This is a genomic window from Streptomyces sp. NPDC006510 (genome assembly GCF_040611955.1).
Classification (GTDB): domain Bacteria; phylum Actinomycetota; class Actinomycetes; order Streptomycetales; family Streptomycetaceae; genus Streptomyces.
The window spans coordinates 1-24,183 of record NZ_JBEXPH010000073.1; the positions used below are offsets into that span (position 1 = coordinate 1).

Annotated in this window: 20 protein-coding genes and 1 pseudogene; 2 read left to right on the forward strand and 19 right to left on the reverse strand. The window is 70.7% G+C overall.

The window, feature by feature from the left end:
* A pseudogene (locus ABZY11_RS22135) lies at nucleotides 1–738 on the forward strand (hypothetical protein); the annotation flags it as partial.
* Between the two features lie 63 nt (nucleotides 739–801).
* On the opposite strand, the gene ABZY11_RS22140 reads toward ABZY11_RS22135, so the two are convergent.
* From ABZY11_RS22140 to ABZY11_RS22150, 3 genes are all read right to left on the reverse strand, one after another.
* Nucleotides 802–888, reverse strand: a complete 87-nt coding sequence (locus tag ABZY11_RS22140; protein WP_356480811.1) for a hypothetical protein — start codon at nucleotides 886–888, stop codon at nucleotides 802–804.
* Nucleotides 851–1,108 (reverse strand): hypothetical protein, encoded by a 258-nt coding sequence (locus tag ABZY11_RS22145; RefSeq protein ID WP_356480782.1) that lies wholly within the window; start codon nucleotides 1,106–1,108, stop codon nucleotides 851–853. The genes ABZY11_RS22140 and ABZY11_RS22145 overlap by 38 nt, the downstream gene beginning before the upstream one ends.
* A 70-nt stretch (nucleotides 1,109–1,178) precedes the next feature.
* Nucleotides 1,179–1,703: a hypothetical protein gene (locus ABZY11_RS22150; protein WP_356480783.1), complete on the reverse strand. Its 525-nt coding sequence runs from the start codon at nucleotides 1,701–1,703 to the stop codon at nucleotides 1,179–1,181.
* A 282-nt stretch (nucleotides 1,704–1,985) separates the two neighbouring features.
* Between ABZY11_RS22150 and ABZY11_RS22155 the strand changes: the two genes are divergently transcribed.
* Nucleotides 1,986–2,612, forward strand: coding sequence for a YceI family protein (locus ABZY11_RS22155; protein WP_356480784.1), 627 nt, complete (start codon nucleotides 1,986–1,988; stop codon nucleotides 2,610–2,612).
* Nucleotides 2,613–2,735: 123 nt separating this feature from the next.
* Here the strand turns inward: ABZY11_RS22155 and ABZY11_RS22160 are convergent, their stop codons facing one another.
* The 16 genes from ABZY11_RS22160 to ureA all read right to left on the reverse strand — a co-directional run bounded on the left by ABZY11_RS22160 (nucleotide 2,736) and on the right by ureA (nucleotide 24,103).
* Nucleotides 2,736–3,749 carry an NAD(P)/FAD-dependent oxidoreductase gene (locus ABZY11_RS22160; protein WP_356480812.1) on the reverse strand — a complete coding sequence of 338 codons (1,014 nt, stop codon included), beginning with the start codon at nucleotides 3,747–3,749 and terminating at the stop codon, nucleotides 2,736–2,738.
* 93 nt (nucleotides 3,750–3,842) lie between these two features.
* Nucleotides 3,843–6,467, reverse strand: coding sequence for a SpoIIE family protein phosphatase (locus ABZY11_RS22165; protein ID WP_356480813.1), 2,625 nt, complete (start codon nucleotides 6,465–6,467; stop codon nucleotides 3,843–3,845).
* A 218-nt stretch (nucleotides 6,468–6,685) separates the two neighbouring features.
* Nucleotides 6,686–8,071 carry a hypothetical protein gene (locus ABZY11_RS22170; RefSeq protein ID WP_356480785.1) on the reverse strand — a complete coding sequence of 462 codons (1,386 nt, stop codon included), beginning with the start codon at nucleotides 8,069–8,071 and terminating at the stop codon, nucleotides 6,686–6,688.
* Nucleotides 8,072–8,161: 90 nt separating this feature from the next.
* Nucleotides 8,162–9,613, reverse strand: coding sequence for a GH1 family beta-glucosidase (locus tag ABZY11_RS22175; RefSeq protein WP_356480786.1), 1,452 nt, complete (start codon nucleotides 9,611–9,613; stop codon nucleotides 8,162–8,164).
* A gap of 26 nt (nucleotides 9,614–9,639) precedes the next feature.
* Nucleotides 9,640–10,659 (reverse strand): ABC transporter ATP-binding protein, encoded by a 1,020-nt coding sequence (locus ABZY11_RS22180; RefSeq protein WP_356480787.1) that lies wholly within the window; start codon nucleotides 10,657–10,659, stop codon nucleotides 9,640–9,642.
* Entirely contained in the window at nucleotides 10,656–11,660 is a 1,005-nt protein-coding gene (locus ABZY11_RS22185; protein WP_356480788.1) for an ABC transporter permease, read from the reverse strand. The genes ABZY11_RS22180 and ABZY11_RS22185 overlap by 4 nt, the downstream gene beginning before the upstream one ends.
* Nucleotides 11,661–11,663: 3 nt before the next feature.
* Nucleotides 11,664–12,644, reverse strand: coding sequence for an ABC transporter permease (locus ABZY11_RS22190; RefSeq protein WP_356480789.1), 981 nt, complete (start codon nucleotides 12,642–12,644; stop codon nucleotides 11,664–11,666).
* Nucleotides 12,641–13,699, reverse strand: a complete 1,059-nt coding sequence (locus ABZY11_RS22195; protein WP_356480790.1) for an ABC transporter ATP-binding protein — start codon at nucleotides 13,697–13,699, stop codon at nucleotides 12,641–12,643. The genes ABZY11_RS22190 and ABZY11_RS22195 overlap by 4 nt, the downstream gene beginning before the upstream one ends.
* A gap of 30 nt (nucleotides 13,700–13,729) precedes the next feature.
* Nucleotides 13,730–15,403, reverse strand: coding sequence for an ABC transporter substrate-binding protein (locus ABZY11_RS22200; protein ID WP_356480791.1), 1,674 nt, complete (start codon nucleotides 15,401–15,403; stop codon nucleotides 13,730–13,732).
* 73 nt (nucleotides 15,404–15,476) lie between these two features.
* Nucleotides 15,477–16,451, reverse strand: coding sequence for a LacI family DNA-binding transcriptional regulator (locus ABZY11_RS22205; RefSeq protein WP_356480792.1), 975 nt, complete (start codon nucleotides 16,449–16,451; stop codon nucleotides 15,477–15,479).
* A 331-nt stretch (nucleotides 16,452–16,782) separates the two neighbouring features.
* The gene (cimA, locus tag ABZY11_RS22210) at nucleotides 16,783–18,390 is read right to left on the reverse strand and encodes a citramalate synthase (protein WP_356480793.1); all 1,608 of its coding nucleotides are present in this window, start codon (nucleotides 18,388–18,390) and stop codon (nucleotides 16,783–16,785) included.
* Between the two features lie 280 nt (nucleotides 18,391–18,670).
* Complete coding sequence (locus ABZY11_RS22215; RefSeq protein ID WP_356480794.1) at nucleotides 18,671–20,005, reverse strand: MFS transporter; 1,335 nt, start codon at nucleotides 20,003–20,005, stop codon at nucleotides 18,671–18,673.
* Between the two features lie 98 nt (nucleotides 20,006–20,103).
* Entirely contained in the window at nucleotides 20,104–20,709 is a 606-nt protein-coding gene (locus ABZY11_RS22220; RefSeq protein WP_356480795.1) for a TetR family transcriptional regulator C-terminal domain-containing protein, read from the reverse strand.
* Nucleotides 20,710–20,712: 3 nt separating this feature from the next.
* Entirely contained in the window at nucleotides 20,713–21,714 is a 1,002-nt protein-coding gene (locus ABZY11_RS22225) for an agmatine deiminase family protein (protein WP_356480814.1), read from the reverse strand.
* A gap of 23 nt (nucleotides 21,715–21,737) precedes the next feature.
* Complete coding sequence (locus tag ABZY11_RS22230; protein ID WP_356480796.1) at nucleotides 21,738–23,426, reverse strand: urease subunit alpha; 1,689 nt, start codon at nucleotides 23,424–23,426, stop codon at nucleotides 21,738–21,740.
* Nucleotides 23,423–24,103 carry an urease subunit gamma gene (ureA, locus tag ABZY11_RS22235; RefSeq protein ID WP_356480797.1) on the reverse strand — a complete coding sequence of 227 codons (681 nt, stop codon included), beginning with the start codon at nucleotides 24,101–24,103 and terminating at the stop codon, nucleotides 23,423–23,425. The genes ABZY11_RS22230 and ureA overlap by 4 nt, the downstream gene beginning before the upstream one ends.
* Nucleotides 24,104–24,183: the final 80 nt, after the last annotated feature.

Sequence of the window (24,183 nt, forward strand, 5' to 3'; positions counted from 1 at the left end):
TATGCCTACCCGCCGACCGCCGGGCATCCGACCCATGCGGTCGCCGGGGCCCCTGGCGGCTATCCGAATGCCTCGGCTCCCGGGACGTTCGGGGGCCACCCGACGGGGCCGGTGGCGCCTCAGCCGCCCCGCAAGCGCAACCGTGTCGCACTGGTCGTCGCGGGAGTGGTCGTCGCCGCACTCGTCGGCGGCGGCGCGTACATGGTGGGGCAGCGGGGCACCGATGACGGCTCGAAGAACGCCCAGGGCGACAAGCAGAGCAGTGCGCCGCAGACCGGCGGCAAGACGCCGAGCGCCGACGACGCCGGCGACAACAGCAAGGCCCCGGCGGAACCGAAGGGCTCCGTGTACAAGAACCTCAGCATTCCTGGCGATTACACGGTGACCTTCGCCGACGAGCCGCCACGCCCCGAGCACCTGGACGTGAACTACGACGGTGACTTCGGATACGACAGAGACACCCTCTTCGGGGATGACGCCGTCGCCACCAACAGCAGCGAAAACACCATGGCGTTGCTGGGAGCCGATGAACCGGGGTCGCTGGCCGGCTGCCGTGCCAACACCCGGTACACCACCCGCATCGAGAAGGACAAGCTCAGCAAGGGGTCCCGGATCTGCGTGAAGACCGGCTCGGGGCACTACGGCCTGGTCACCGTGCACGGTTTCGCCTCGAAGGACGACCCGAGCCAGTTCGTCAACGTGGACCTCACCGTGTGGCGCAACGTGGAGAACCCCTGATCCGACGCACCGTTCGTCCGTGCCGGCCCCGGTGTGGGCACGGACGAGTGGGACCGTGCCGGATCAGCCCGAGGTCGGCGGCGTTAGGCCGTTCGCCTCGTACCGGACGACTTCAGGGAAGTGGCGCAGCTCTTCCGGGGTTCCGTCCATGGCCTTGCGGGCCGCCGCGCGCAGGTCGTCGCTGATGCCGGGGTCCGGCCGGAATCCGCGCGATCGCGACCCGGTCGTCCTCGGCCTGGGCGATCCGAAGGCCCGTCTTCAGGAAGTAGCGCAGGTCGTCGACCGCACCCTCGAGAGCCTTCTGCGCCTCCCGGTGGACACCCTTGCCGATGTCCGGGTCGGCCACCAGGGCCTTGAAGACAGCACGCACCCGCGCGGGTGCCCCGTCCGGTGAACGGGCACCCGCGCGAGCCGGCACGCGGCGCGGAGGTCGGCGGAGGTCAGCAGCCGCCGCAGTTGTAGTACGTCACGTCCCAGTGGTTGCCCTCGTCGGCGTAGATGTTGCCGGAACCCGCCTTGTACTGGGGGGCACCGTCACCGCGCACGCCGATGTAAGTGAAGACGTTGTGGACGTAGTTGGTGAGGCAGGTCGACTTGGCGAAGTCGAGCTTGTAGCCGTTCCAGTGCGAGTACGTGCCACCGGCGTGCCCGGTCTCGGTGCCACCGGTGATGTTCAGCGCGCAGCCCGTGGCGCTCTTGAGGGTCTGGGCACCCTGCGCGGTGGCCAGGTTGAGCTGGTCGAACGAGGTGCAGGTGGCGACGTTGCGGTCGGAGCAGCCGCCGGAGGACGACCAGGTGATCCCGGAGGAGCTGAACCGGGCGGTGGCCTCGGCGTGGGTGAGCTTGGTGACGGCGTGGGCCTGGGTGGCGCCGCCGCCGAGGACACCGACGCCCGGGGCGAAGAGGACGCCGAGGACGAGGGCGAGTGCGGTCAGGACGGGGCGCAGTCTCATATGGGACACCATGGGGGGACTCCTCCTGCTCATGACAAGTAAGGGCATGGAGATACTGCCCGAGTTCTACGCGCGTCCGCCAGAGGGCGGCGGCAATGACGGGCGGCAATTGGGCCGCCGTTCGGTCATCGTTCGGCCTTGATTCGCAACATCCCCCCATGGCTTGATGTTGAACATTGAACTAGATAGCGCTACAGTCAATCTCGTTGAAGGTTAAACAAACACTTCGACCACTGCTGGACCACTGCTTGCCCCCGCTCGATCACGCTCGATCACGTCCCCCGAGGAGGAGCCATGGCTCTGTTCAACCGCAAGAACAACAACGCCCCGTCCGCCACCGCCACCGTCGCCCCCGCCGTGGATCCGGCCCTCGCCGCCCTCACCGGTGACTACGCGATCGACCCGGCCCACAGCAGCATCGGCTTCACCGTGCGCCACGCGATGGTCACCAATGTGCGCGGCTCCTTCGGTGAGCACGGGGGCAGCCTGAAGCTGGACGGATCCGACCCGGCGAACTCAACCGCCTCGATCGACGTCAGGATCGCCAGCGTCGACACCGGCATCGCCGACCGCGACGGCCACCTGGTCAGCGGCGACTTCTTCGACGCCGAGAAGTTCCCGCTCATGACGTTCCGCTCCACGCAGGCCGAGCAGCTCGGCGGTGACATGTACCGCATCACCGGTGACCTCACCATCAAGGACGTCACGCGTCCGCTCTCCATCGACCTGGAGTTCAACGGCTCCGCCACCGACGTCTACGGCAACGAGCGGGTCGGCTTCGAGGGCAGCGCGGACATCCTGCGCTCCGACTGGGGCCTGACCTGGAACGCGGCGCTGGAGACCGGCGGCGTGATGGTCAGCGACAAGGTCAAGCTCAACTTCGACATCTCCGCGATCAAGTCCGCCGCGACGCAGGCCTGATGCCCCTTCTCGGCGCCTGATGCCGCCCCCCGCGGCCTTCCGCCACCTCATGCCTGAAACCCGAGCGCGCCCGTCCTGCCCTCCCCCGCCGGGGAGGGAGGCGGGCGCTCGGCGTTGCCCCGGTCAGACCCGGCGGGCGGCGACCGCGCGGCGCACGTCATCGGCGATCAGGTCCGCGTTGATCGCCGCGGCGGCCCGCACTCCGGCGGCGGCCACGGCGATGACCTGGCCCTTCGGGTCGGCGACATTGCCGGCCACCCGGACGCCGGGCACCTCCGTCGCCCCGTCCGGGTCGGCGGCGACGTACGTGCCGATCACCTGATCCGCCGCCTTCATCCCGGTCGCGTCCAGGCCCAGGCCCGCGAGGAATTCCGCGCGGGCGGTGAAGCGGGGCTGCACCACCACGGCCTCGCACGCGAGGACCCGGCCTCCCGCCAGCCGGACCCCGGTGAGCCGGTCGTCCGTCACGTCGAGACCGGCCACCTCGCCGTCGACCACGGCGATGCCCCGGGCGGCCAGTTGCTCGTACTCCTCATCGGTGGGCTCGGGCCCGGTGTGGCGGAAGAGAGTGATGTCCTCGCTCCACTGGCGCCACAGCAGCGCCTGGTGCACGGCCAGCGGTCCGGTGGACAGGACGCCGATCGGGCGGGAGGCGACCTCCCAACCGTGGCAGTACGGGCAGTGCAGGACCTCGCGCCCCCACCGTTCGGCCACGCCCGGCACCGGGGGCAGCTCGTCGACGAGGCCGGTGGTCACCAGCAGCCGGCGCGCCACGACCGGGGCCCCCTCCTTCCGTACGACCCGGAACCCCTCGCCGTCGGGCAGCCGCTCGGCGGCCACCACCACGTCCCGGACGACCTCGGCCCCGTAACGGGTCACCTCGGCCCGGCCGGTGGCCAGCAGCTCCGAGGGCGGGACGCCGTCGTGTCCCAGGTAGCCGTGCATGTGCGGGGCCGGGGCGTTGCGCGGCCGCCCCGCGTCGATCACCAGCACCGACCGGCGTGCCCTGGCCAGGGTCAGGGCTCCGCTCAGTCCGGCGGAGCCACCGCCGATCACCACCGCGTCGTAGTGCCGGTCCGCGTCGCCGCCCCCGCTCGTCACCTCGTCACCGCTGTTCACGCTGTCGTCCCCGGTCATTTCGCTCATGCGGAGCACCTCCCTTTCACCGGAGAGCGTCCGCGAAGAAGCACATTTTCGGCAAGCTTCATTGCCGGAACAGCAAACACCGCCCTAGAGGCTGTCCTCTTCCGGTTCGCCGACCGTCTGCTCCGACCAGATGACCTTGCCCGTCTCGGTGTAGCGGGTGCCCCAGCGCTCGGCGAACTGGGCGACGAGGAACAGGCCCCGGCCGCCCTCGTCCGTCGTCGCCGCGTAGCGCAGATGCGGGGAGGTGCTGCTGCTGTCGGACACCTCGCAGATCAGGTTGCGGTCGTACAGCAGGCGGACCCCGATGGGTGCCGTGCCGTAGCGCACCGCGTTGGTGACCAGTTCGCTCAGGATCAGTTCGGTGGCGAACGCCTCCTCCTCCAGGCCCCGGTCGGTGAGCCACTGGGCGACGTTCTTGCGGACTCCGGCGACCGCCGCCGGATCGGTGGCCACGGCCCACTGCGCGACCTGGTCGGGATCGAGCGTGCGGGTGCGGGCCACGAGCAGGGCGACATCGTCGTCCGGCTGTTCGTGCAGCAGCGCGTCGAGCACGTCGTCGCACGTCTCCTCCGGCGTCCGGTCGCGGCCGGCGAGGCAGTCGCGCAGCAGGCCGAGACCGGTGTCGATGTCCCGGCCCCGCCGCTCGACGAGCCCGTCCGTGTAGAGGACCAGCCGGCTTCCCTCGGGTACGTGGAACTCGGCCGCCCCGAAGGGCATGCCGCCGATGCCGAGGGGCAGTCCGGTCGGAACCTCGGGGAACTCGACGGTGCCGTCGGGAAGGACCAGCACGGGCCCGGGGTGGCCGGCCCGGGCCACCTCGCAGTTCCCGGAGACCGCGTCGTAGATCGCGTACAGACAGGTGGCTCCGGCGATCTCGACACCGCCGTCGTCGGTGGCTTCCTCCCGGTCGATCCGGCCGACCAGCTCGTCGAGATGCCCGAGGAGTTCGTCGGGCGCGGGATCCAGCAGGGAGAAGTTGTGGACACTGGTGCGCAGCCGCCCCATGGTGGCCGCGGCGTGCAGCCCGTGCCCGACCACGTCGCCGACGACCAGCGCCACCCGGGCGCCGGACAGCGGGATCACATCGAACCAGTCGCCTCCCACTCCCTCCTGCGCCGGCAGATAGCGGTGGGCGACATCGAGGGCGTTCTGCTCGGGCAGGCCGCGGGGCAGCAGACTGCGCTGGAGCGTGACGGCCATCGAGTGCTCCCGTGTGTACCGGCGGCCGTTGTCCACGCCGACCGCGGCCCGGGCCACCAGTTCCTCCGCGAAGGACAGATCGTCGTCGTCGAACGGTTCCGAATCGCCCGAGCGCCAGAAGTTGGCCATGCCCAGGATGACGCCGCGCGCGTGCAGCGGCACCGACAGGAGCGAGTGGAATCCGTGCGCCCTGATCCGCTCGGCCACATCGGGCTCCCAGTTCCGCCAGCCCAGCTTCAGGAAATCGCTCTGCAGATCGGCCTCGTCGTTGTGCGCGCGCATGGCCCGGATCCTGGTGGGGACGAAGCTCACCACGTGGCCGAGCGGATACAGCGGATGGTCCGCTCGGACCGCCGCGACGGCGGTGCGGCGCATCTCCAGCGTGCCGCCGTCCGGTGTCACCGGTTCGTCCCCGCGCAGTACGGGGTCGGCGAGGTCGACCGTCGCGGCGTCGGCGAATCCGGGGATCGCCACCTCCGTCAGCTCCTGGGCCGTCCGGGTCACATCGAGGGTGGTGCCGATCCGGGCACCGGCCTCGTACAGGAGCAGCAGCCGTTCGGTCGCGTACTCCGCCTGCCCCGTGACCGCGCGGAGTTCGGTGGTGTCCCGCAGGGTCACCACCGTGCCGGGCGGCCCGCCGTGCGCGTCGGTCGGACGGAGGTTGACGGCCAGCAGCCGGTTGCCGGCCCGCAGCACCTCGTCCGAGACGGTCCGGCCGGAGACGAACAGATCCGCGGTACCGGGGGTCAGCCCGAGGTCCGCCACCACCCGGCCCTCGGCGTCCGGGGGCAGGTCGAGGAGTCTGCGGGCCTCGTCGTTGGCCAGCGTCAGCCGCCGGTCGGCCCCGACGATCAGGACGCCCTCGCGGACCGCGTGCAGCACCGCGTCGTGGTGCTCGTACATCCGGGTCATCTCGGCGGGTCCGAGCCCATGGGTCTGCCGCCGCAGCCGTCTACTCAGGAGCGCCGCGCCGCCCGCGGTGAGCGCGAGCGCGACCGCCGCGGCGCCCGCGCCGAACGGGATGGAGCGGTTCGCCACGCTGTTCACCGACTCGACGGTGATCCCCACCGAGACCACGCCGGCGACCGAGCCGTCCGGCCGGGGCACGGGCACGATCGTATCGACCACGGGTCCACGGCTTCCGGTGAAGGTCAGGGTGACGCCCGGCCCGGTCAGCGCCTCCTGGTAGGGGCCGATGAGGTGCTTGCCGATCAGCGCGGGGTCGGGGTGGGTGTAGCGGATGCCCTGGGGGCTCGCCACGACCACGGAATCGACATGGGTTTGTCTCCGGACCTCCTCGGCGCGCGGCTGCAGTATCGCGGTGGGGTTCTTGCTGTCCAGCGCCGCCGCGGTCCCGGGCGAATGGGCGAAGGTCTCCGCGACGCTCAGGGTGCGGGCCCGGGCCTCGGACATGGAGTCGCGGCGGCCCTCCACCACCAGCGCTACCGCCCCCGCCACGACGAGCAGCAGCACGAGACCGAGGACGAAGCAGAAGACCTGGCCGGCCACGGTGTGCACACTGAGCAGGGAGCGCAGTCCGTGGCTCGGCGGCCGGCGGGTCAGGTCCCGGCCGGACGGCGCGGGCGCCTCTTGGCCCGGGCGTCCTCCATCGTGCCGATGTGATCGCCGGACGGAGCGTCGCAACCGCGCCCGGAATCGGCCGATACCAGACATAACTTCAGGTCTAGCATGAATCGCACCTGCCCGAGAGGTCGCTGTTCAGCGGCTCAGAACCCGCCCCCGTCGAATCCGCCACCGCCCCCGAAATCGCCGCCTCCTCCGAAGCCGCCGCCGTCGAAGCCCGAGGAGTCGAAGTCGGAGCCGGAGAAGTCGCCGCCGCTCCAGTCCCCGCCGGAGCCGAAGTCGCCGCCGCCGTACTCCGCCGCGTACGCGGGGCTCGACAGCATGGAGCCGAGCATCGTGCCGACGAGCAGGCCGGGGAGCAGCCCGCCGCCGAAGTAGCCGCCCGCCCACGGACCGTAGGCCGGGCCCGCCTCCCAGTAGGGGCGGCGGCCGTCGCCGGTGTCGACGGTGCGGCTCAGCGGTTCTTCGCCCGCGCGCAGCCGGACCTCGTCCGCCGCGCAGACCGGGACCTCGCGTTCCGTGCCACCGGACGGGGACCACCGGACGTCGGCGACCGAGGGGCCGTGGCGCGGGTCGAAGAAGCACGGCGGGCGGCGGGCCGGCAGTTCGCCGCCGGTGCGGCGGGCCTCCAGGACCGCGAGCGAGAAGCGGCCGTCCTCCAGGGCCTGGGTGACCCCGCGCACGTCGGACGGATGCCGGGCCCGGTCCATCCGGGTCTTCGCGCTCTCGTAGGAGTCGAGTGCCCGCTCGTAGTCCGCGCGCATGTTGTCGTCGGCGCCCGGTTCGGCCGGGTGGAAGTCGAGCCGGTCCAGGGTTTCGCCGTACGCGGTGATGTCCTCGTCCACGACGACCCGGAGCTTGTCGAGTGCGGCCCGCTCCTCGGTCTCCTTGCGCTTCCGGTTGCGGCGGACGAGCGCGTAGGCCGTGCCGCCGCCCAGTACCAGGATCGCGCCGACCGTGATCAGCCCGGCGGTGGACGACGATCCGCCGGCCCCGGACGAGCCGCCCCAGGAGGCGGGGGCGCTGCCCCGGGCCTGCTCGACTGCCCGGTCGACGAAGGCGTTCAGCTGTGTGGCGGCGTCGGTGTCCGTGCCGGGCGTCTTCACCGCGGCGGTGAGGTTGTGTACCGCCCGGGTGGACATCACCTGGGGGTCGGCGCCCGCGTCGAAGCCGTTGCCGAGGCGGACCGCGTAGACGCCGGTGATTCCGGTGTCGGTGCGCAGGGTGGCCAGCAGGGTCTTCGCGGGGAACGCGGAGGTCCGCGGCAGCACCGCCACGAACACCGGCTTGTCGGCGTCCTTGATCTTCTTCGTCAGGGCGGCGGCCTGCCCCGGTGAGAGCTGGTCGGACGCGGCCGGGTCGACGTACACCGGGCTCTTGCGCAGCGCCTGCGCGACGTCGTCGACGGTGGACGCGGCGGCGGTGGATGCTCCCGTCGCGGCGGGCGCGCCGGGCGCCATGCCGAGGACGGCCGCCGCCAGGATCAGCAGCAGGCCGACCAGCATCGTCGGGAACAATCTGTTCCGCATACTTCGAAGCTAACCCGGATGCGTGGCGGGGGCGACAGCCGTCACGCGCGGTGCTCGCCGGCCGCGCAGTCCTCACCTGCCGCGCGGCGCTCACCCGCCCCGGGTGAGACGGATGGTGTCGCGGTACCACTTGGCGCTGTCCTTCAGCGTCCGCTCCTGGGTGCCGTAGTCGACGCGGACGATGCCGAACCGCTTGTCGTAGCCGTAGGACCACTCGAAGTTGTCCATCAGCGACCAGGCGAAGTAGCCCCGGACATCGGCCCCCGCGGTGCGGGCCGCGGCGACGGCGGCGATGTGGTCGGCGAGATAGGTGGTGCGGTCGGCGTCGTGGATCTGTCCGTCCTCGGAGACGGTGTCGTCGAACGCGGCGCCGTTCTCGGTGATGACCGTGGGGACACCGTAGTCCGTCTCCAGGCCCACCAGCAGGTCGGTGAGGGCGGTGGGAGTGATCTCCCAGTCCATCGCGGTACGCGGCAGGTCTCGCTCCACGCCGCGGGTGACGGGCAGCCCCTCGGCGTCGGCCGGGGAGCCCTCCTCCGTGACGCCGGAAAAGAGGGTGCCGCGGTAGAAGTTGACGCCGAGGATGTCGATCGGGGTGGAGATGATGCCCAGGTCGCCCTCCTCGACCGGGAGTGCGGCGTTCCGCAGGGCGAGGTCGGCGACGACGTCCTCGGGGTAGACGCCCTTGACCAGCGGGTCCAGGTAGAGGCGTCGGCCCATCCCGTCGGCGCGGCGGCAGGCCTCGGCGTCCTCGGGGCTGTCGGTCTCGGGCGTGGCGGTGCCGAGGTTGAGCGTGATGCCGAGTTCGAGTTCGTTGCCGCGGGCGGCCGCCGTCTCGCGGATGTACCGTGCGGCGAGGCCGTGGCCGAGGAGCAGATGGTGGACGGCCCTGATCGCGTCGCCGAAGTCCTGCCGGCCGGGCGCCTGGTTGCCGTAGGCGTATCCGAGCATGGCCGAGCACCACGGCTCGTTCAGCGTCGTCCAGTGCTTCACCCGGTCACCGAGCGCGTCGTACGCGAGCGCGGCGTACTCGGCGAAGCGGTACGCGGTCTCACGGGCCGGCCAGCCGCCGCCCGCGGTGGAGCCGCTGATGTCACCGGTCTCCAGCTCCTGCGGGAGGTCCCAGTGGTAGAGGGTGATCCAGGGAGTGATGTCCCTGGCCTCCAGCTCGTCGAGCAGGCGCTTGTAGAAGTCCAGGCCCTTCGCGTTGGCCGGGCCCCGGCCGCCCGGCTGGACGCGCGGCCAGGACAGCGAGAACCGGTACGTGTCGACGCCCAGGTCCGCGATGAGCCGCACGTCCTCGGGCATCCGGTGGTAGTGGTCGCAGGCCACGTCGCCGTTCTCGCCGCGGACGACCATGCCGGGCACCCTGCAGTACGTGTCCCAGATGGACGGGGTCCGGCCGTCCTCGGTGGCGGCTCCCTCGATCTGGTAGGCGGCGGTGGCGACGCCCCAGCGGAAGTCGGCGGGCAGGCCGGGGACGGCCGCGGCGGCGATCTCGCGCGCGTATCCCCTGGATCCCTCGGGGGTGACGATGTTCATGGGTCTCCTGTGGTGTGCGTGGGTCGCTACGAGCGGGGTGCCGCGGTCGCCGGGGCCGGCCGGTGGAGCCAGCAGGCCACCGTGCGGGAACCGTCCCCGGCCGGTGCGGCGAGCACCGGGACCTGGGTGGCGCAGGCGTCGAGCGCCTTGCCGCAGCGGGGGTGGAAGGAGCAGCCGGCCGGCATCGCGGACAGGTGCGGGGGCGAGCCGGGGATGCCGGTGAGTTCGCGGCGGGCGCCGTGCAGGGCGGGGAAGGAGTGCAGCAGCCCGTCGCTGTAGGGATGGCGGGGGTCCTGGTAGATCGTGGAGGCGGCCGCCTCCTCGACGATCCGGCCGCCGTACATGATCGCGATCCGGTCCGAGAACTCGATCAGCAGCGAGATGTCGTGGGTGATGAAGACGACCGAGAAGCCCAGTTCCTCGCGGAGCCTGACCAGTTGGCGCAGGATCTGGCGCTGCATGACGACGTCCAGGGCCGTCGTCGGTTCGTCCATGATGACGATCTCGGGCTCCAGCGCGAGCGCCATCGCGATCATCACGCGCTGGCGCATTCCGCCGGAGAGCTGGTGCGGGTAGGCGGACAGCCGGTCGGCGGAGATGCCGACGAGGGTCAGCAACTCCCTGGCGCGTGCGGTCCGTTCGGACCGCTTCATCCCCGGGCGATGTGCCCGGAGTACGTCGGTGAGCTGGCTGCGGACGGTGTGCACCGGGTTGAGCGAGTTCATCGCGCCCTGGAAGACGATCGACAGTTCCTGCCAGCGGAAGGCCCTCAGCCCGTCGGCCGACAGGGCCAGCAGGTCGAGCACCTCGCCGCCCGGCCGGTGGTAGTGGACCTCGCCGCCGGTGATCACCCCGGGCGGCGGGAGCAGCCGGGTGACGGCGTACGCGAGGGTCGACTTGCCGGAGCCGGACTCGCCCGCCAGGCCCAGGACCTCGCCCCGGTGCAGGGTGAGGTCGATGTCGCGCAGCGCGTGCGCGGCACCGTCCCCGGTCCCGTAGTCCACGTTCAGCCCCCGAACGGTGAGGACGGGCTCGCTGCTGCTCATGAGCGGGGCTCCTTGTCGTGCGTACCGCGTGCCACGGATGCGCGTGCCACGGGGGTGAAGCCGACCCGCGTCCGGACCTTCCGGGACGCGCCGGTCTCCGTACGCAGGCGCGGGTTGACGAACTCGTCGATGCCGAAGTTGATCAGGGCGAGCGACATGCCGAGCAGGGCGATGCAGAGCCCGGCCGGGACGAACCACCACCACGCGCCCTGCGCCAGGGCCTGGTTGGACTGCGCCCAGAACAGGACGGTCCCCCAGTTCCAGTCGGAGATGTCGGCGACGCCGATGAAGGCGAGGGTGATCTCGGAGAGGATCGCGAAGATGACGGTGCCGACGAAGCCGGAGGCGATGACCGCCGTCAGGTTCGGCAGGACCTCGAAGAAGATGATCCGCCAGGTCGATTCGCCGGTGGCGCGGGCCGCTTCGACGTAGTCCCGGCGCCGCAGCGAGAGCGTCTGGGCGCGCAGCACCCGCGCTCCCCACGCCCAGGAGGTGATGGCGATGACGGCGGCGATGAGCAGGTTGCCCGCGTCGGAGACGAAGCTGGCGATGATGATGATCAGCGGCAGTCCCGGGATGACCAGGAAGACGTTGGAGAGCACCGAGAGCAGTTCGTCGGCCGTGCCGCCGAGGAAGCCGGCGCTGACTCCGATCAGTACGGAGAGGATCGTCGCGAGTATCCCGGCGACGAAGCCGACGACCAGGACTCCCCGGGTGCCGACGAGGATCTGCGAGAGCACGTCCTGACCGGTCTGTGTGGTGCCCAACCAGTGTGCGCCGGACGGCGGTCGGAGCAGTTGGTCGCTCATGGTGTCGGGGTCGTACGGGGCGATCCAGGGTCCGATGACCGCGATCACGACGAAGAAGGCGAGGATCCCGAGCCCGACGAGGGTCTTGCGGCCGCGCAGGAAGCGCAGCCTGCGTCTGCCGGGTGCGGGGGGTCCGGCGGGGTCGGTCCCGGCCGGGCCGGTCACGGCGACCTCGGCGGTGCTGACGGTCATGTCCTAGGCCTCCCTTCGGGTACGGGGATCGAGGAGCAGGTAGATGACATCGGCGAGGAGGTTCGCGGCGAGGACGGAGAGCGTGATGATCAGGAAGACGCCCTGCATCAGGGGGTAGTCCTTGGCGCCGACACCCTGGAAGAGCTGGTAGCCGATGCCGGGGTAGGAGAAGACCATCTCCACCAGCAGCGTGCCGCCGACGATGAAGCCCAGGGACAGGGCGAAGCCGGAGATGTTGGGGAGGATCGCGTTGCGTGCCGCGTATCCGAACATCACCCGGCGCTCGGGGAGCCCCTTGGCCTGGGCGACCATGACGTAGTCCTCCGAGGACACCGTCACCATCATGTTCCGCATGCCGAGGATCCAGCCGGCCACGGCGCTGAGCACGATGGTGAGGCCGGGCAGCACCCCGTGGTAGAGCGCGCTGGAGATGAACGGCCGGTCGAAGGCGGGCACCAGCGAACTGTCGTAGCCCCCGGCGGCCGGGAAGAGCGGCCACTTCACGGCGAACAGCGCGATGGCGATGAGCCCCAGCCAGAAGTACGGGATGGCCGAGATGAAGGTGGTGACGGGCAGCAGGCCGTCCAGCCAGGAGCCGCGCCGCCACCCGGTGAAGACTCCGATGCCGGTGCCGAGCAGGAAGCTGATCAGCGTGGTGATGCCGACGAGTGCGAGCGTCCACGGCAGCGACTGGGCGATCACCTCGCTGACCGGCGTCGGGAAGAAGGTGAAGGAGAGCCCGAGGTCGCCGTCGAGCAGATGCGACCAGTAGTCGGTGTACTGCTGCCAAAGCGACCGGTGTTCGTCGAGGCCGAAGAGCGCCTTGAGCGAGTCGACGGCGTCGGTGTCGAGCTGTCCCTGGAAGCGGGAGAGCAGTGCCTGGACCGGGTCGCCCGGCATCATGCGCGGGATCAGGAAGTTGATGGTGATCGCGGCCCACGCGGTGACCAGGTAGAAGGCGAGCCGTTGCAGCAGGTATTTCACGCCGCGCTCTCCTTCTGGGGCTCGTGGTCGGCTTCCGCACCGTCCGCGTACAGCCAGCAGGCCGCCCACTGGCCGTCGTCGAGGCCGAAGCGGGGCGGCGGTTCGGTGCGGCAGCGCTCCATGGCCTTCGGACAGCGGGGGTGGAAGCGGCAGCCCGGGGGCGGGTCGATGAGCGAGGGCGGTTCGCCGCTGCCGGTCTCCTCCCCCGCCGCCTCGTCGGCCGCCCGGTCCGGGTCGGGCGCGGAGGCGATGAGGAGCTGGGTGTAGGGGTGGGCGGGCCGCTGGGTCACGGTCTCGCTGTCACCGCCCTCGACGATCCGGCCCGCGTACATCACCAGCGTCGTGTCCGCGAAGTAGCGGGCCGACGCGATGTCATGGGTGATGTAGAGGATCGCGAGCCGCAGCCGGTCCTTGAGGTCCTTCAGCAGGTTGAGCACACCGAGCCGGATCGATACGTCCAGCATCGAGACGGGCTCGTCGGCGAGCAGGACCTGGGGATCGGCGCCGAGTGCGCGGGCGATGGCCACGCGCTGACGCTGTCCCCCGGACAGCTCGTGCGGGAACCTGTCCAGGTACTGGTGCGCGGGAGTCAGCTGGACGCGGTCCAGCAGAGCGGTCAGGTTCCGCTCCAGCTCCGCCTCGCCACTGCCCGCCCGGCCGTGGATCCGCAGCGCCCGGGTGAGGTGGTAGCGCACGGTGTGCACCGGGTTCAGCGAGGCGAACGGGTCCTGGAAGATGAGCTGGACCCGGCGTACGTAGCCGCGGAAGGACCGGCCTCGTCCGGCCTTCACGGCCGTGCCGTCCAGCCGGATCTCGCCGCCGGTGAGCGGGTACAGCTGGGCGAGCAGTCTGGCCACGGTGGACTTCCCCGAGCCCGACTCCCCCACCAGCGCCGTGACGGTGCCGCGCCGCAGTTCCAGCGAGACCTCGTCGACGGCGTGGACGGTACGGCGTCGGCCCGTGACGAGGTCGCGTCCGGTGCGGCGTAGGGGAAAGTGTTTGGTGACTGAGCGTGCTTCGAGCACGACGTGGTTCTGTGCGGGCTGTTTCGACATGACCGGTCCCTGTGTCCCGTATCCCTGGCACTACTTGGCGGGCTTGAGCTTCAGCACGATCTGGAGCGCGGACGGCTGGGTGTGCTGCGGCGGCGCGTACGGGTCGGCCTCGGTGGGCCAGCCCACCCAGTTCTTCGTGGAGTACTCGGCTCCGATGGGGGCGGCGGCCGTCGGGATCACCGGCGCCTGCTCGACCATGATCTTCTGGAGGGTGTTCATGGCCTCGGTGCGGGCGGATTCCTCGGTGGCGCCGGCGAAGTCCTTGAGCGCCCCGGTCGCCTCGTCGCTCTTGAAGCGGCCGAAGTTGCCGAGCTGGGACGCCTTGCCGACGGGCTGGAGCAGCGCGCCGTCCATGATGTTCTGGTACATGTCGTACGGGGTGGCGCCGCTGTTGGTCCAGTGCAGGGTGGCGTCGAAGTCGCCGTTGGCGACGTCCGCGCCCCAGGCCTCCGCGGTCTGTGTCCTGACCTCGGCCTCGATGCCGAGCTGCTTGATGTTGTCCTTGATGATCGCGAGACCGGTGATGTAGTCGTTCCAGCCGGCCGGGTCGGTGAAGGTGAGCTTCACCGGCTTGCCGTCCGGGTCCTTCAGCACGCCGCCGCTGAGCTCGAACCCTGCCTCGGCGAGAAGCTTCTTGGCGCCCGCGACGTCCGGTGCGGTGGTGGCGTTCTTGTACTCGGGTGCGAGGAAGGACTCACCGGCGGGCAGCGGGATGCCGGTCGGGTTGGTGATCTCCGGGTAGAGCGTGGCCTCGGCCTGGGTGTGGATCGCCTTGCGGTCGACGACCATCGCCATGGCCTTGCGCAGCGCCGGGTTGTCGAACGGCTTGCGGGCGGTGTTGAACCACAGTCCGTGGATGCCGAGCCCGGAGGGGAACCACAGCTTGTGGTTCTTCGGGTCCTTGGCGATGAACAGCTGCTTGTAGTCGGGCATGAAGACGAACGACCACTCGACCTTGCCGTTCGCCAGCGCCGTGGTCGCCGCGCTGTTGTCGTTGTACGCGGTGTAGCGCAGCTCCTTGACCTCGGTCCGGCCCTTCCAGTAGCCGGGCGTGGCGGTCAGCGTGGTGGTCTGCGGGGTGAACGTCTTGAGCTTGTAGGGGCCGGAGCCGACGGGCGTGCGGTTGGGCCAGGTCTCGGGGTTCTTGACGCCCTGCCAGATGTGCTTGGGCACGATGAACTGCTGGATGATCTTGTTCTGGTTGACGTACTGGGACTCCTTGAAGGTCAGTACGACCTGCTTGCCCGCCACCGCGACCCCGTCGAACGGGATGCCGTTGCCGTTCAGCGCCGGGTGCTTCTTCAGGAGGTCGAAGGTGTACGCGACGTCGTCGGCGGTCAGCGGCTTGCCGTCGGCCCACTTGGCCCTGGGGTCGAGGGTGAAGGTGACCTCGGTGAAGTTGGACTCCCACTTCCAGTCGGTGGCCAGCCACGGGGCGGCCTTGTCCGCGGGCCGGATCTGGTTCGTCATGGCGAGCGGCTCGTAGATCATGAAGCGGTAGCCGAGCGTGGCGCCCGCCGAGGTGTTGAGGAACGGGTTGCTGTTGTCGGTCTGCGGCCCGTCCGGCTTGCCCAGGGTCAGCACTCCAGAGGCGCCGCCCCCTTTGTTGGCACCCGAGTTGGCGGACGAGCAACCGGCGGCGAGCAGGACCGCCGCGGTGGCGATCGAGAGCGCTCTCAAAGTGGCGTGACGTCGTGCGGACATGGCGACTCCAGGAGGGAGGTTCGGGAGGCTCTGGGGTGAGGAGGGGCAGGCGGCCGGGGTTTTGGCCGGGCCGCTACGGCGCCGAGCGGCGCACGACCAGTTCGGTGGGCAGTACGACCGGTGCGTCGGGTGCGGGCGTGCCGCCGAGGCGGGAGAGCAGCAGCCGTGCGGCCGCCTCACCCATCCGCCGGGTGGGCTGGCGCACGGTGGTCAGGGGCGGTTCGGTGTGCTGGGCCATCGGGATGTCGTCGAAGCCGATCACGGCGATGTCGTCCGGCACCGACCGCCCGGCCGCCCGCAGGGCCCGCAGCACGCCCGCCGCGCTGATGTCGTTGTGCGCGAAGGCCGAGTCGAACTGTGCGCCGGAGGCGAGGAGTTGTTCCACGGCCAGTCGGCCGCTGCGTTCGGTGAAGTCCCCGTGGACGACGAGATCGGTGGGCAGGACCGTGCGGAATCCGTCCAGCCGGTCGCGTACGCAGCCGAAGTGCCGGGGGCCCGTGACGACCAGGGGTCTGCTGCGCCCGGCGGCCAGCAGATGACGGGCGGCGGATGCCCCTCCTTCGCGATTGGTGGTCACGACGGAGGGGAACTCGGGGTGGTGGCCGCGGTCGTCGATCAGCACGATCGGCAGACCGTCGCGGTGCAGCGCGGTGAGATGGTCGAGGGTGTTCTCGGGCTCGACGACCAGGAGCCCGTCGAAGGCGCGCGCCGACACCTGGCCGGTGAAGCGCCGTACGGACTCGGCGCCGCGGTTGCAGGTGAAGAGCAGCAGCCCGTAATCGGCGGCCTCGACGGTGTCCACGACGCCCTGGAGTACCTCGCCCATCCACGGCCAGGTGAGCGAGGGCACCAGCATGGCGACCGTACGGCTGCTGCCGCGGGCCAGTCCGACGGCACCCGAGCTGGGTACGTAGCCGAGCTGTGCGATCACTTCACGAACGCGGGCAGCCGTGGAACCGTCCACCTCACCCTTGGTGTTGATGACCCGCGACACGGTCGTCTTGCTGACGCCGGCCTCACGGGCGACATCGGCGATGGTGACACGCATCGGGGCCTCCGGGGCAAGGCATGACAGGGCGTCGAACCGGATGGTGCGACCGGTACCGCAACCGGTTCCGGAACCGGTACCGGCGTTGCGGCGTGAGTTAACCCCGCCGGAACAGTGGCGTCAATACTTCACGCCGACATTGGTCCGTACCCATATCGCACTCCACCTCCCGACCCATCTCCCGTGCAGACAGGACGCGTTGTGCCTTCATCCCCTGAACGCGGGGCCCTGCGCGAGCGCTCACGACTGAACCGACGTCAGCTGCACCCTCGGCCCCGGCAACGACGCGACCGCGGCCGGGACGGACCGCCCCGGCCCGCCCCCGCGAGGGCTACTCCGTCGGCTCGATCCCCGCCCGCAGCAGCCCGTAGGTGTACGCGTCCTCCAGGGCCTGCCAGGACGCGGCGATGACGTTCTCCGCGACGCCCACCGTCGCCCAGTCGCCGGCGCCGTCGCCCGTGGTGATGAGGACTCGGGTGGTGGACTCGGTGCCGGTGCGGCCTTCGAGGATGCGGACCTTGTAGTCGATCAGCTCCAGCTTGGCGAGCTGCGGGTAGATCCGTTCCAGGGCGACCCGCAGCGCCCGGTCGAGGGCGTTGACCGGGCCGTTGCCCTCGGCGGTGGCGACGATGCGCTCGCCCTTGGCCCAGAGCTTCACGGTCGCCTCGTTGGCGTGCGTGCCGTCGGGGCGGTCCTCGACGATGGCGCGCCAGGACTCGGTGCGGAAGTAACGGCGTACCCGGCCCTCGGCCTCGGCGCGCAGCAGCAGTTCGAAGGAGGCGTCGGCGGCCTCGTACGTGTAGCCCTTGAGCTCGCGCTCCTTGACCCGCTCGACGACCCGGCCGACGAGCGCGCGGTCGCCGCCGAGGTCGATGCCGAGTTCCTTGCCCTTGAGCTCGATGGAGGCGCGGCCCGCCATGTCGGAGACCAGCATCCGCATGGTGTTGCCGACCAGGGCGGGGTCGATGTGCTGGTAGAGGTCGGGGTCGACCTTGATCGCGGAGGCGTGCAGTCCGGCCTTGTGGGCGAAGGCGGAAACACCCACATAGGGCTGGTGAGTGGAGGGAGTCAGGTTGACGACCTCGGCGATGGCGTGCGAGACGCGGGTCATGTCGGCGAGCGCGCCCTCGGGGAGGACGGTCTTGCCGTACTTGAGTTCCAGGGCGGCGACGACGGGGAAGAGGTTGGCGTTGCCGACGCGCTCGCCGTAGCCGTTGGCGGTGCACTGGACGTGCGTGGCGCCCGCATCGACGGCGGCGAGGGTGTTGGCGACGGCGCAGCCGGTGTCGTCCTGGGCGTGGATGCCGAGCCGGGCGCCGGTGTCGGCGAGCACCGTGGAGACGACGGCCTGGACCTGGGCGGGGAGCATGCCGCCGTTGGTGTCGCAGAGGATGACGACATCGGCGCCGGCCTCGGAGGCGGCGCGCACGACGGCCTTGGCGTACTCGGGGTTGGCGCGGTAGCCGTCGAAGAAGTGCTCGCAGTCCACGAAGACCCGGCGGCCCTGCTCACGGAGGTAGGAGACGGTGTCGACGACCATCTCCAGGTTCTCTTCGAGGGTGGTGCGCAGCGCGAGTTCCACATGGCGGTCGTGCGACTTGGCGACCAGCGTGATCACCGGGGCGCCGGACTCCAGCAACGCCTTGACCTGGGGGTCCTCGGCGGCCTTGCCACCGGCCCTGCGGGTCGCGCCGAAGGCGACCAGCTCGGCGTTCTTGAACTCGATCTCCTGCTGCGCGCGGGCGAAGAACTCGGTGTCGCGGGGGTTGGCGCCGGGCCAGCCGCCCTCGATGAAGCCCACGCCGAAGTTGTCCAGGTGCCGGGCAATGGTCAGCTTGTCCGCGACCGTCAGGTTGATGCCTTCACGCTGGGCCCCGTCGCGCAGTGTGGTGTCGAAGACATGGAAACTGTCGTCGGTGGGCTTGGCCTTGGTGGTCATGCTGGTCTGACTCCTGTCGGATGAGCGGATCCGGACGATCTGGCTCCACTTGCCCCCATCATCTCGCGCGCCTCTCGCCCCGGCCGAGGTGAGGGCCGGAAAACGAAAAAACCCCTCGCGGGTGCGAGAGGTCTGCGCGCGGGTCTGGGGCACGGTGGCCGTGCCGCACGTGGTGGTGCGGGACGGTCACTGCGGACCGGCGCGCCTGCTGCCAATAATCATGACGAACGAGGGCACGGAAGCAGTCTTGCACAGGGCCGCCTCCGTGCCCCGCCCCGTCTCAGGATGCGGGCGTGACGCTCGTCGCGCCGGACTGCTCCGCGCCTTCCCGGTCCGCGTCCTTGACGCCGACCCGGTTCAGGTCGATGTCGCGGGTCTCGCGCATGGTCAGGTAGACCACCAGGGAGACCGCCGCGCAGCCCGCCACGTACCAGTAGAAGCCGGACTCGATGCCCGCCTTCTTGAACCAGAGCGCCACATATTCGGCGGTGCCGCCGAAGAGCGCGTTGGCGATGGCGTACGGGAGGGCGACGCCCAGGGCGCGGATGCCGGTCGGGAAGAGCTCCGCCTTCACACAGGCGTTGATCGAGGTGTACCCGGTGACGACGACCAGGGCGAGCAGCGCCAGTCCGAACGCCGGCCAGAACGTGCCCGCGTGCTTGAGCATCGTCATGATCGGCACGGTCAGGAAGGTGGAGCCGACGGCAAAGGTGATCAGCAGCGGGCGGCGGCCGATCCGGTCGGAGAGCATCCCGGCCGGCGGCTGGATGCACATGAAGACGAACAGGGCGCAGAAGCTGACGAGCGAGGCGGTGGGCTTGTCCATGCCGGCGCTCTTGGAGAGGAACTTGGAGAGGTAGGTCGTGTACGTGTAGTACGCGACGGTCCCGCCCATGGTCAGCGCCATCACCAGGAACGCCTCGCGCTTGTGCTGCCACAGCGCCTTCAGCGTGCCGCGGTCGTCCTGTTCCGCGGCGCCGGACTCCGCGTACACCTCGGTCTCCAGCATCGAGCGGCGCAGATAGAAGACGATCGCGGCGCCGAGCGCGCCGACGACGAACGGGATGCGCCAGCCCCAGCTGTGCAGGGCTGCCTCGGACATGTTGCGCTGGAGGACGATCTGGAGGCCGAGGCCGACGAGCTGTCCCGCGGTCATGGACACGTACTGGAAGCTGGAGGCGAAGCCGCGCCGGTGGGGCGCGGAGGCCTCGGTGAGGTACGTGGCGCTGGCGGCGTACTCACCGCCGACGGACAGGCCCTGGAGCAGCCGGGCCACCAGCAGGACGGCGACACCGCCGTACCCCGCGACGTCGTACGTCGGCGCGACGGCGATGAGGATCGCGGAGGCCGACATCAGCGTGACGGTGAGGGTGAGCGCGGCCTTGCGCCCCCTGCGGTCGCCGATCCGGCCGAGCAGCCAGCCACCGACCGGCCGCATGAAGAAGCCGACGGCGAAGATGCCCATGGTGTTCATGAGATTGGCGGTCTCATTGCCTTCGGGGAAGAACGAATCCGCGAAGTAGACCGCGAAGGTCGCGTACACGAACCAGTCGAACCACTCGACCATGTTGCCCGCCGAGCCGACCCAGATCTTCTTCCACTGCTCTCGTCCCATGGTCCGTCACCGTGCCCGAACAGCCGGGACCGTAACAAGGGCGAAATGCGCAACGATCGCGCGTACTTACGTGCGTTTCGTTCACGGCGGCACGGCCGCTACCGGACGAGGAGCGAATCCTCGACGAACTCCCTCACCAGCGCGAGGACCTGGGAACGGCCGGTGCCGGGGATACCGACCGCGACATGGACGCTGAAGCCGTCGAGCAGGGCGCGCAGCCGGGTCGCGAACCGATCGGCGTCGACGGGACGGAACTCCCCGGCAGCCGCGCCCCCGGCCAGCAGGGCCACCAGGTCGCGGTGCCAGGCGTCCTCGATGGCGGCCTGCCGGGCGCGTGCGTCGTCGTCCGCGTTCTGCGAGCGGTTCCACACCTCCAGCCAGAGCGTCCAGTGCGGATCGCGAGGGGCGTCGGGAAGGTAAAGATCGATGTACCCGTCGAGCCGTTCGCGGGCCGTCGCCGGCCCCGACAGCAGGGCGTTCCGCTCCGCGCCGAGCCGTCCCTCGCTCCACTCCAGGGTCTGGAGCAGCAGCTCGTCCTTGGTGCGGAAGTAGTAGAGGAGGTGTCCGCTGCTCATCTGGACCTCGCGGCCGAGTCCGGCCATGGTGAGGCCGTCGAGCCCCCGTTCGGCGATGGTGGCCATGGCAGCGGCCAGCAGTTCCTCACGGGGCGGGGCGGTGTTGCGACGGCGTGGCACGGGGGGCACGGTTCAGACCTTCGGCTGCTGTTGTGTGATGCAGTGGATGCCTCCACCACCGGCAAAGATCGTACGGGCGTCGACGAGGGTCACCGTACGGTCGGGGAACAGCTCGCCGAAGACGGCGGCCGCTTCCTTGTCGCGCGGGTCGTCGAAGGCGCAGAGGACCACACCGCCGTTGCAGAGGTAGTGGTTGATGTAGGAGTAGTCGACCCACTCCCCGTCCGCCTTCAGCACGGTGGGCGCCGGGACCTCGACCACGTTCAGCGAACGTCCCCGGGCGTCGGTGGCCTCGCGCAGGATGCGCACGGTCTCGCGGGTGATCTCGTGGTCGGGGTGGGCCGGGTCCGGCTGGACATGGGCGACGACGGTGCCCGGACGGGCGAAGGCGGCGACGATGTCGACATGGCCGAGGGTGCCGTACGTGCCGTAGTCACCGGCCAGTCCGCGCGGCAGCCAGATGGCCTTCTCGGTGCCGAGCCGGGCGTGGATCTCGGACTCGACCTGCTCACGGGTCCAGTCGGGGTTGCGCTCCTTGCCGAGCTGGACGGTCTCGGTGAGCAGTACGGTGCCCTCGCCGTCCACATGGATGGCGCCGCCCTCGTTGACCAGCCGGGAGCTCTGCACCGGTACGTCGGCGAGCTCGGCGACGGAGCGGGCGATGTGCTGGTCGTGCTCCCAGCGGGCCCAGCCCTGGGCGCCCCAGCCGTTGAACGTCCAGTCGACGGCGGCCAGTCGGTTCCCGTCGGTGACGAAGGTGGGGCCGATGTCCCGCATCCAGGCGTCGTCGAGGGGGCGGACGGCGAGCTCGATGTCCGGGCCGAGGAGCGCGTTGGCGCCGTCCTCCTGACCGGGCCCCACCACCATCGTGACGGGCTCGAAGCGGCGGACCGCACGGGCGACGGTGGCCCAGGCGGCGCGGGCCTCGTCCAGCTCGGCGTCGGTGTCGAAGGTGGGGTTGGGGCCGGGCCAGGCCATCCAGGTGCGTTCGTGCGGGGCCCACTCGGGCGGCATACGGAAGGTCACTTGCGGGGTCCTTAGAGGAAGTAGAGGCGGTTGAGCGAGACGGAGTCGGCCGGCTCGGAGCGCAGCGGGTCGCCGTCCAGGGTGACCAGACCGCTGCGGGCGTCCACGGCGACCTCTCCGGTACGGGAGTTGTGGATCAGGTCGCCGGGGCCGATGCCCCGGGTGCCACGCACGCCGACGCGGCGGCGGCGGGTGGGCATCGAGTCCGCGCCGAGCTGGGTCGCGGCCTGCGAGACGAAGGCCACGGAGAGATCGGCGGCGGTGGCTCCGTACGCCCCGAACTGCGGTCCGAGGACCAGGGGTTCGCAGGTGTCGGTGGCGGCGTTCGGGTCGCCGGTGACCCCGTAGGCGGGGAAGCCGGACTTGAGAACCAGCTGCGGCTTCGCGCCGAAGAACTCGGGCCGCCACAGCACGATGTCGGCGAGCTTGCCGGTCTCGATGGAGCCGATCTCGTGCGCGAGGCCGTGGGCGATGGCGGGGTTGATGGTGAGCTTGGCGATGTAGCGCAGCACCCGGGCGTTGTCGTCCGCGGGGCCGTCGCCGTCCATCGGGCCGAGCTCGGCCTTCATCTTCCCGGCCATCGCGAAGGTGCGGCGCACCGTCTCGCCGGCCCGCCCCATGCCCTGCGCGTCGGACGAGGTGATGCCGATGGCCCCCAGGTCGTGCAGGACGTCCTCGGCGCCCATCGTCCCTGCGCGGATGCGGTCGCGGGCCATGGCGGCGTCGCCCGGCAGGTCGGTCTTGAGGTCGTGTACGGAGACGATCATCCCGTAGTGCTCGGCGACGGCGTCCCGGCCGAAGGGCAGCGTCGGGTTGGTGGACGAGCCGATGACGTTCTCGACGCCCGCCATCTTGAGGACGTTGGGGACGTGTCCGCCGCCGCAGCCCTCGATGTGGAAGGCGTGGATCGTGCGGCCCTCCAGGACGCGCAGGGTGTCCTCGACCGACAGGCACTCGTTCAGCCCGTCGCTGTGCAGGGCGACCTGGACGTCGTGCTCCTCGGCGACCCGCAGCGCGGTGTCCAGGGCGCGGGTGTGGGCGCCCATGTCCTCGTGGACCTTGAAGCCGCAGGCCCCGCCCTCCGCGAGCGCCTCGACCAGCGGTGCCTGGTGGGAGGACGAACCGCGGCCCAGGAAGCCGATGTTGACCGGCCAGGCGTCGAAGGCGTTGAAGGCGTGGCGCAGCGCCCAGGGCGAGTTGACGCCGACGCCCCAGACCGGGCCGAACTCCTGGCCGATGATCGTGGTGACGCCGGAGGCGAGCGAGGCCTCCATGATCCGCGGCGAGAGCAGATGGACGTGGGTGTCGACGGCGCCCGCCGTCGCGATCATCCCCTCGCCGGAGACGATGGTGGTGCCCGTGCCGACGACGACGTCGACGCCGTCGAGGGTGTCCGGGTTGCCGGCCCGGCCGATCGCCGCGATCCGGCCCTCGCGAATACCGATCGACACCTTGCGGATGCCCTGCACGGCGTCGATGACCAGTACGTTGCTGATCACGACGTCGCAGGTGTCACGGACGGCGGCGGCCTTGAGGTGCAGCCCGTCGCGGGCGGTCTTGCCGAATCCGGCGAGGAACTCCTCGCCGTAACTCTGCGCGTCGGACTCGACGCGGACGGTCAGCCCGGAGTCGCCGAGCCCGACCCGGTCCCCGGCGCGCGGGCCGTGCACGGAGGCGTACTCGTACGGGTCGATACTCATCGCTCAGCTCCCAGGTATCCACAGGCCGCGGCGCGACGCAGGGCCTCTTCGCGCGCGCCGGGGGCGTCCAGCGGGCCGTCGACCAGGCCCGCGAAGCCGATCGCGATCCGGTCGCCGCCGATGGGCACGAGCCCCACTTCGACGGTTTCACCGGGCCCGAACCGGACGGAGGACCCGGCGGGGACGCAGAGCCGCATCCCGTAGGCGTCCGCGCGGGCGAAGTCGAGCCGCGGGTTGGCCTCGAAGAAGTGGAAGTGCGAGGTCACCGAGACCGGCACGGTCGCGGTGTTGCGGACGGCCAGCCGCACCGCGGGCTCCGGCTCGGGCGTGGCGGGCCCTGGGACGACCGCCCCGGGCGCCTCGTCGCCCAGCCCGTCACCCAGCGGCCGGGTGACCACGGCGAGCCGCGAGCCGTCGTCGAAGACGGCCTCCACATGGACCTCGGTGACGACGTCGGCGACGCCCGGCAGCACATCGTCGGGGCCGAGCACGGACCGCGCGGCCTCGATGGCCTCGGCCAGCCGGCGCCCGTCCCGGGCGGCCTCGCAGACCGTGTCCGCGATCAGCGCGGTCGCCTCGGGGACATTGAGCTTCAGCCCCCGGGCGCGGCGGGCGCGGGCCAGTTCGGCGGCGCCGAAGAGCAGCAGCCGGTCTCGTTCCGTCGGAGTCAGTCGCACGTCTCCACACCTCTCGGGTTAGAGCAGCACTCTAACTCATGGTTAGAGCGGCGCTCTAAGAAAGTGGGAGGGCACACCCC

Bases quoted from the DNA above. Each gene is read 5' to 3' on its own strand.
- ABZY11_RS22160 (WP_356480812.1), bottom strand. From the start codon at position 3,749: ATGACCGGGGACGACAGCGTGAACAGCGGTGACGAGGTGACGAGCGGG.
- ABZY11_RS22215 (WP_356480794.1), bottom strand. From the start codon at position 20,005: ATGGGACGAGAGCAGTGGAAGAAGATCTGGGTCGGCTCGGCGGGCAAC.
- ABZY11_RS22175 (WP_356480786.1), bottom strand. From the start codon at position 9,613: ATGAACATCGTCACCCCCGAGGGATCCAGGGGATACGCGCGCGAGATC.
- ABZY11_RS22230 (WP_356480796.1), bottom strand. From the start codon at position 23,426: ATGAGTATCGACCCGTACGAGTACGCCTCCGTGCACGGCCCGCGCGCC.
- ABZY11_RS22155 (WP_356480784.1), top strand. From the start codon at position 1,986: ATGGCTCTGTTCAACCGCAAGAACAACAACGCCCCGTCCGCCACCGCC.
- ABZY11_RS22140 (WP_356480811.1), bottom strand. From the start codon at position 888: ATGGACGGAACCCCGGAAGAGCTGCGCCACTTCCCTGAAGTCGTCCGG.
- ABZY11_RS22225 (WP_356480814.1), bottom strand. From the start codon at position 21,714: ATGCCGCCCGAGTGGGCCCCGCACGAACGCACCTGGATGGCCTGGCCC.
- ABZY11_RS22150 (WP_356480783.1), bottom strand. From the start codon at position 1,703: ATGGTGTCCCATATGAGACTGCGCCCCGTCCTGACCGCACTCGCCCTC.
- cimA (WP_356480793.1), bottom strand. From the start codon at position 18,390: ATGACCACCAAGGCCAAGCCCACCGACGACAGTTTCCATGTCTTCGAC.
- ABZY11_RS22180 (WP_356480787.1), bottom strand. From the start codon at position 10,659: ATGAGCAGCAGCGAGCCCGTCCTCACCGTTCGGGGGCTGAACGTGGAC.
- ABZY11_RS22195 (WP_356480790.1), bottom strand. From the start codon at position 13,699: ATGTCGAAACAGCCCGCACAGAACCACGTCGTGCTCGAAGCACGCTCA.
- ABZY11_RS22200 (WP_356480791.1), bottom strand. From the start codon at position 15,403: ATGTCCGCACGACGTCACGCCACTTTGAGAGCGCTCTCGATCGCCACC.
- ABZY11_RS22170 (WP_356480785.1), bottom strand. From the start codon at position 8,071: ATGCGGAACAGATTGTTCCCGACGATGCTGGTCGGCCTGCTGCTGATC.
- ABZY11_RS22205 (WP_356480792.1), bottom strand. From the start codon at position 16,451: ATGCGTGTCACCATCGCCGATGTCGCCCGTGAGGCCGGCGTCAGCAAG.
- ABZY11_RS22185 (WP_356480788.1), bottom strand. From the start codon at position 11,660: ATGACCGTCAGCACCGCCGAGGTCGCCGTGACCGGCCCGGCCGGGACC.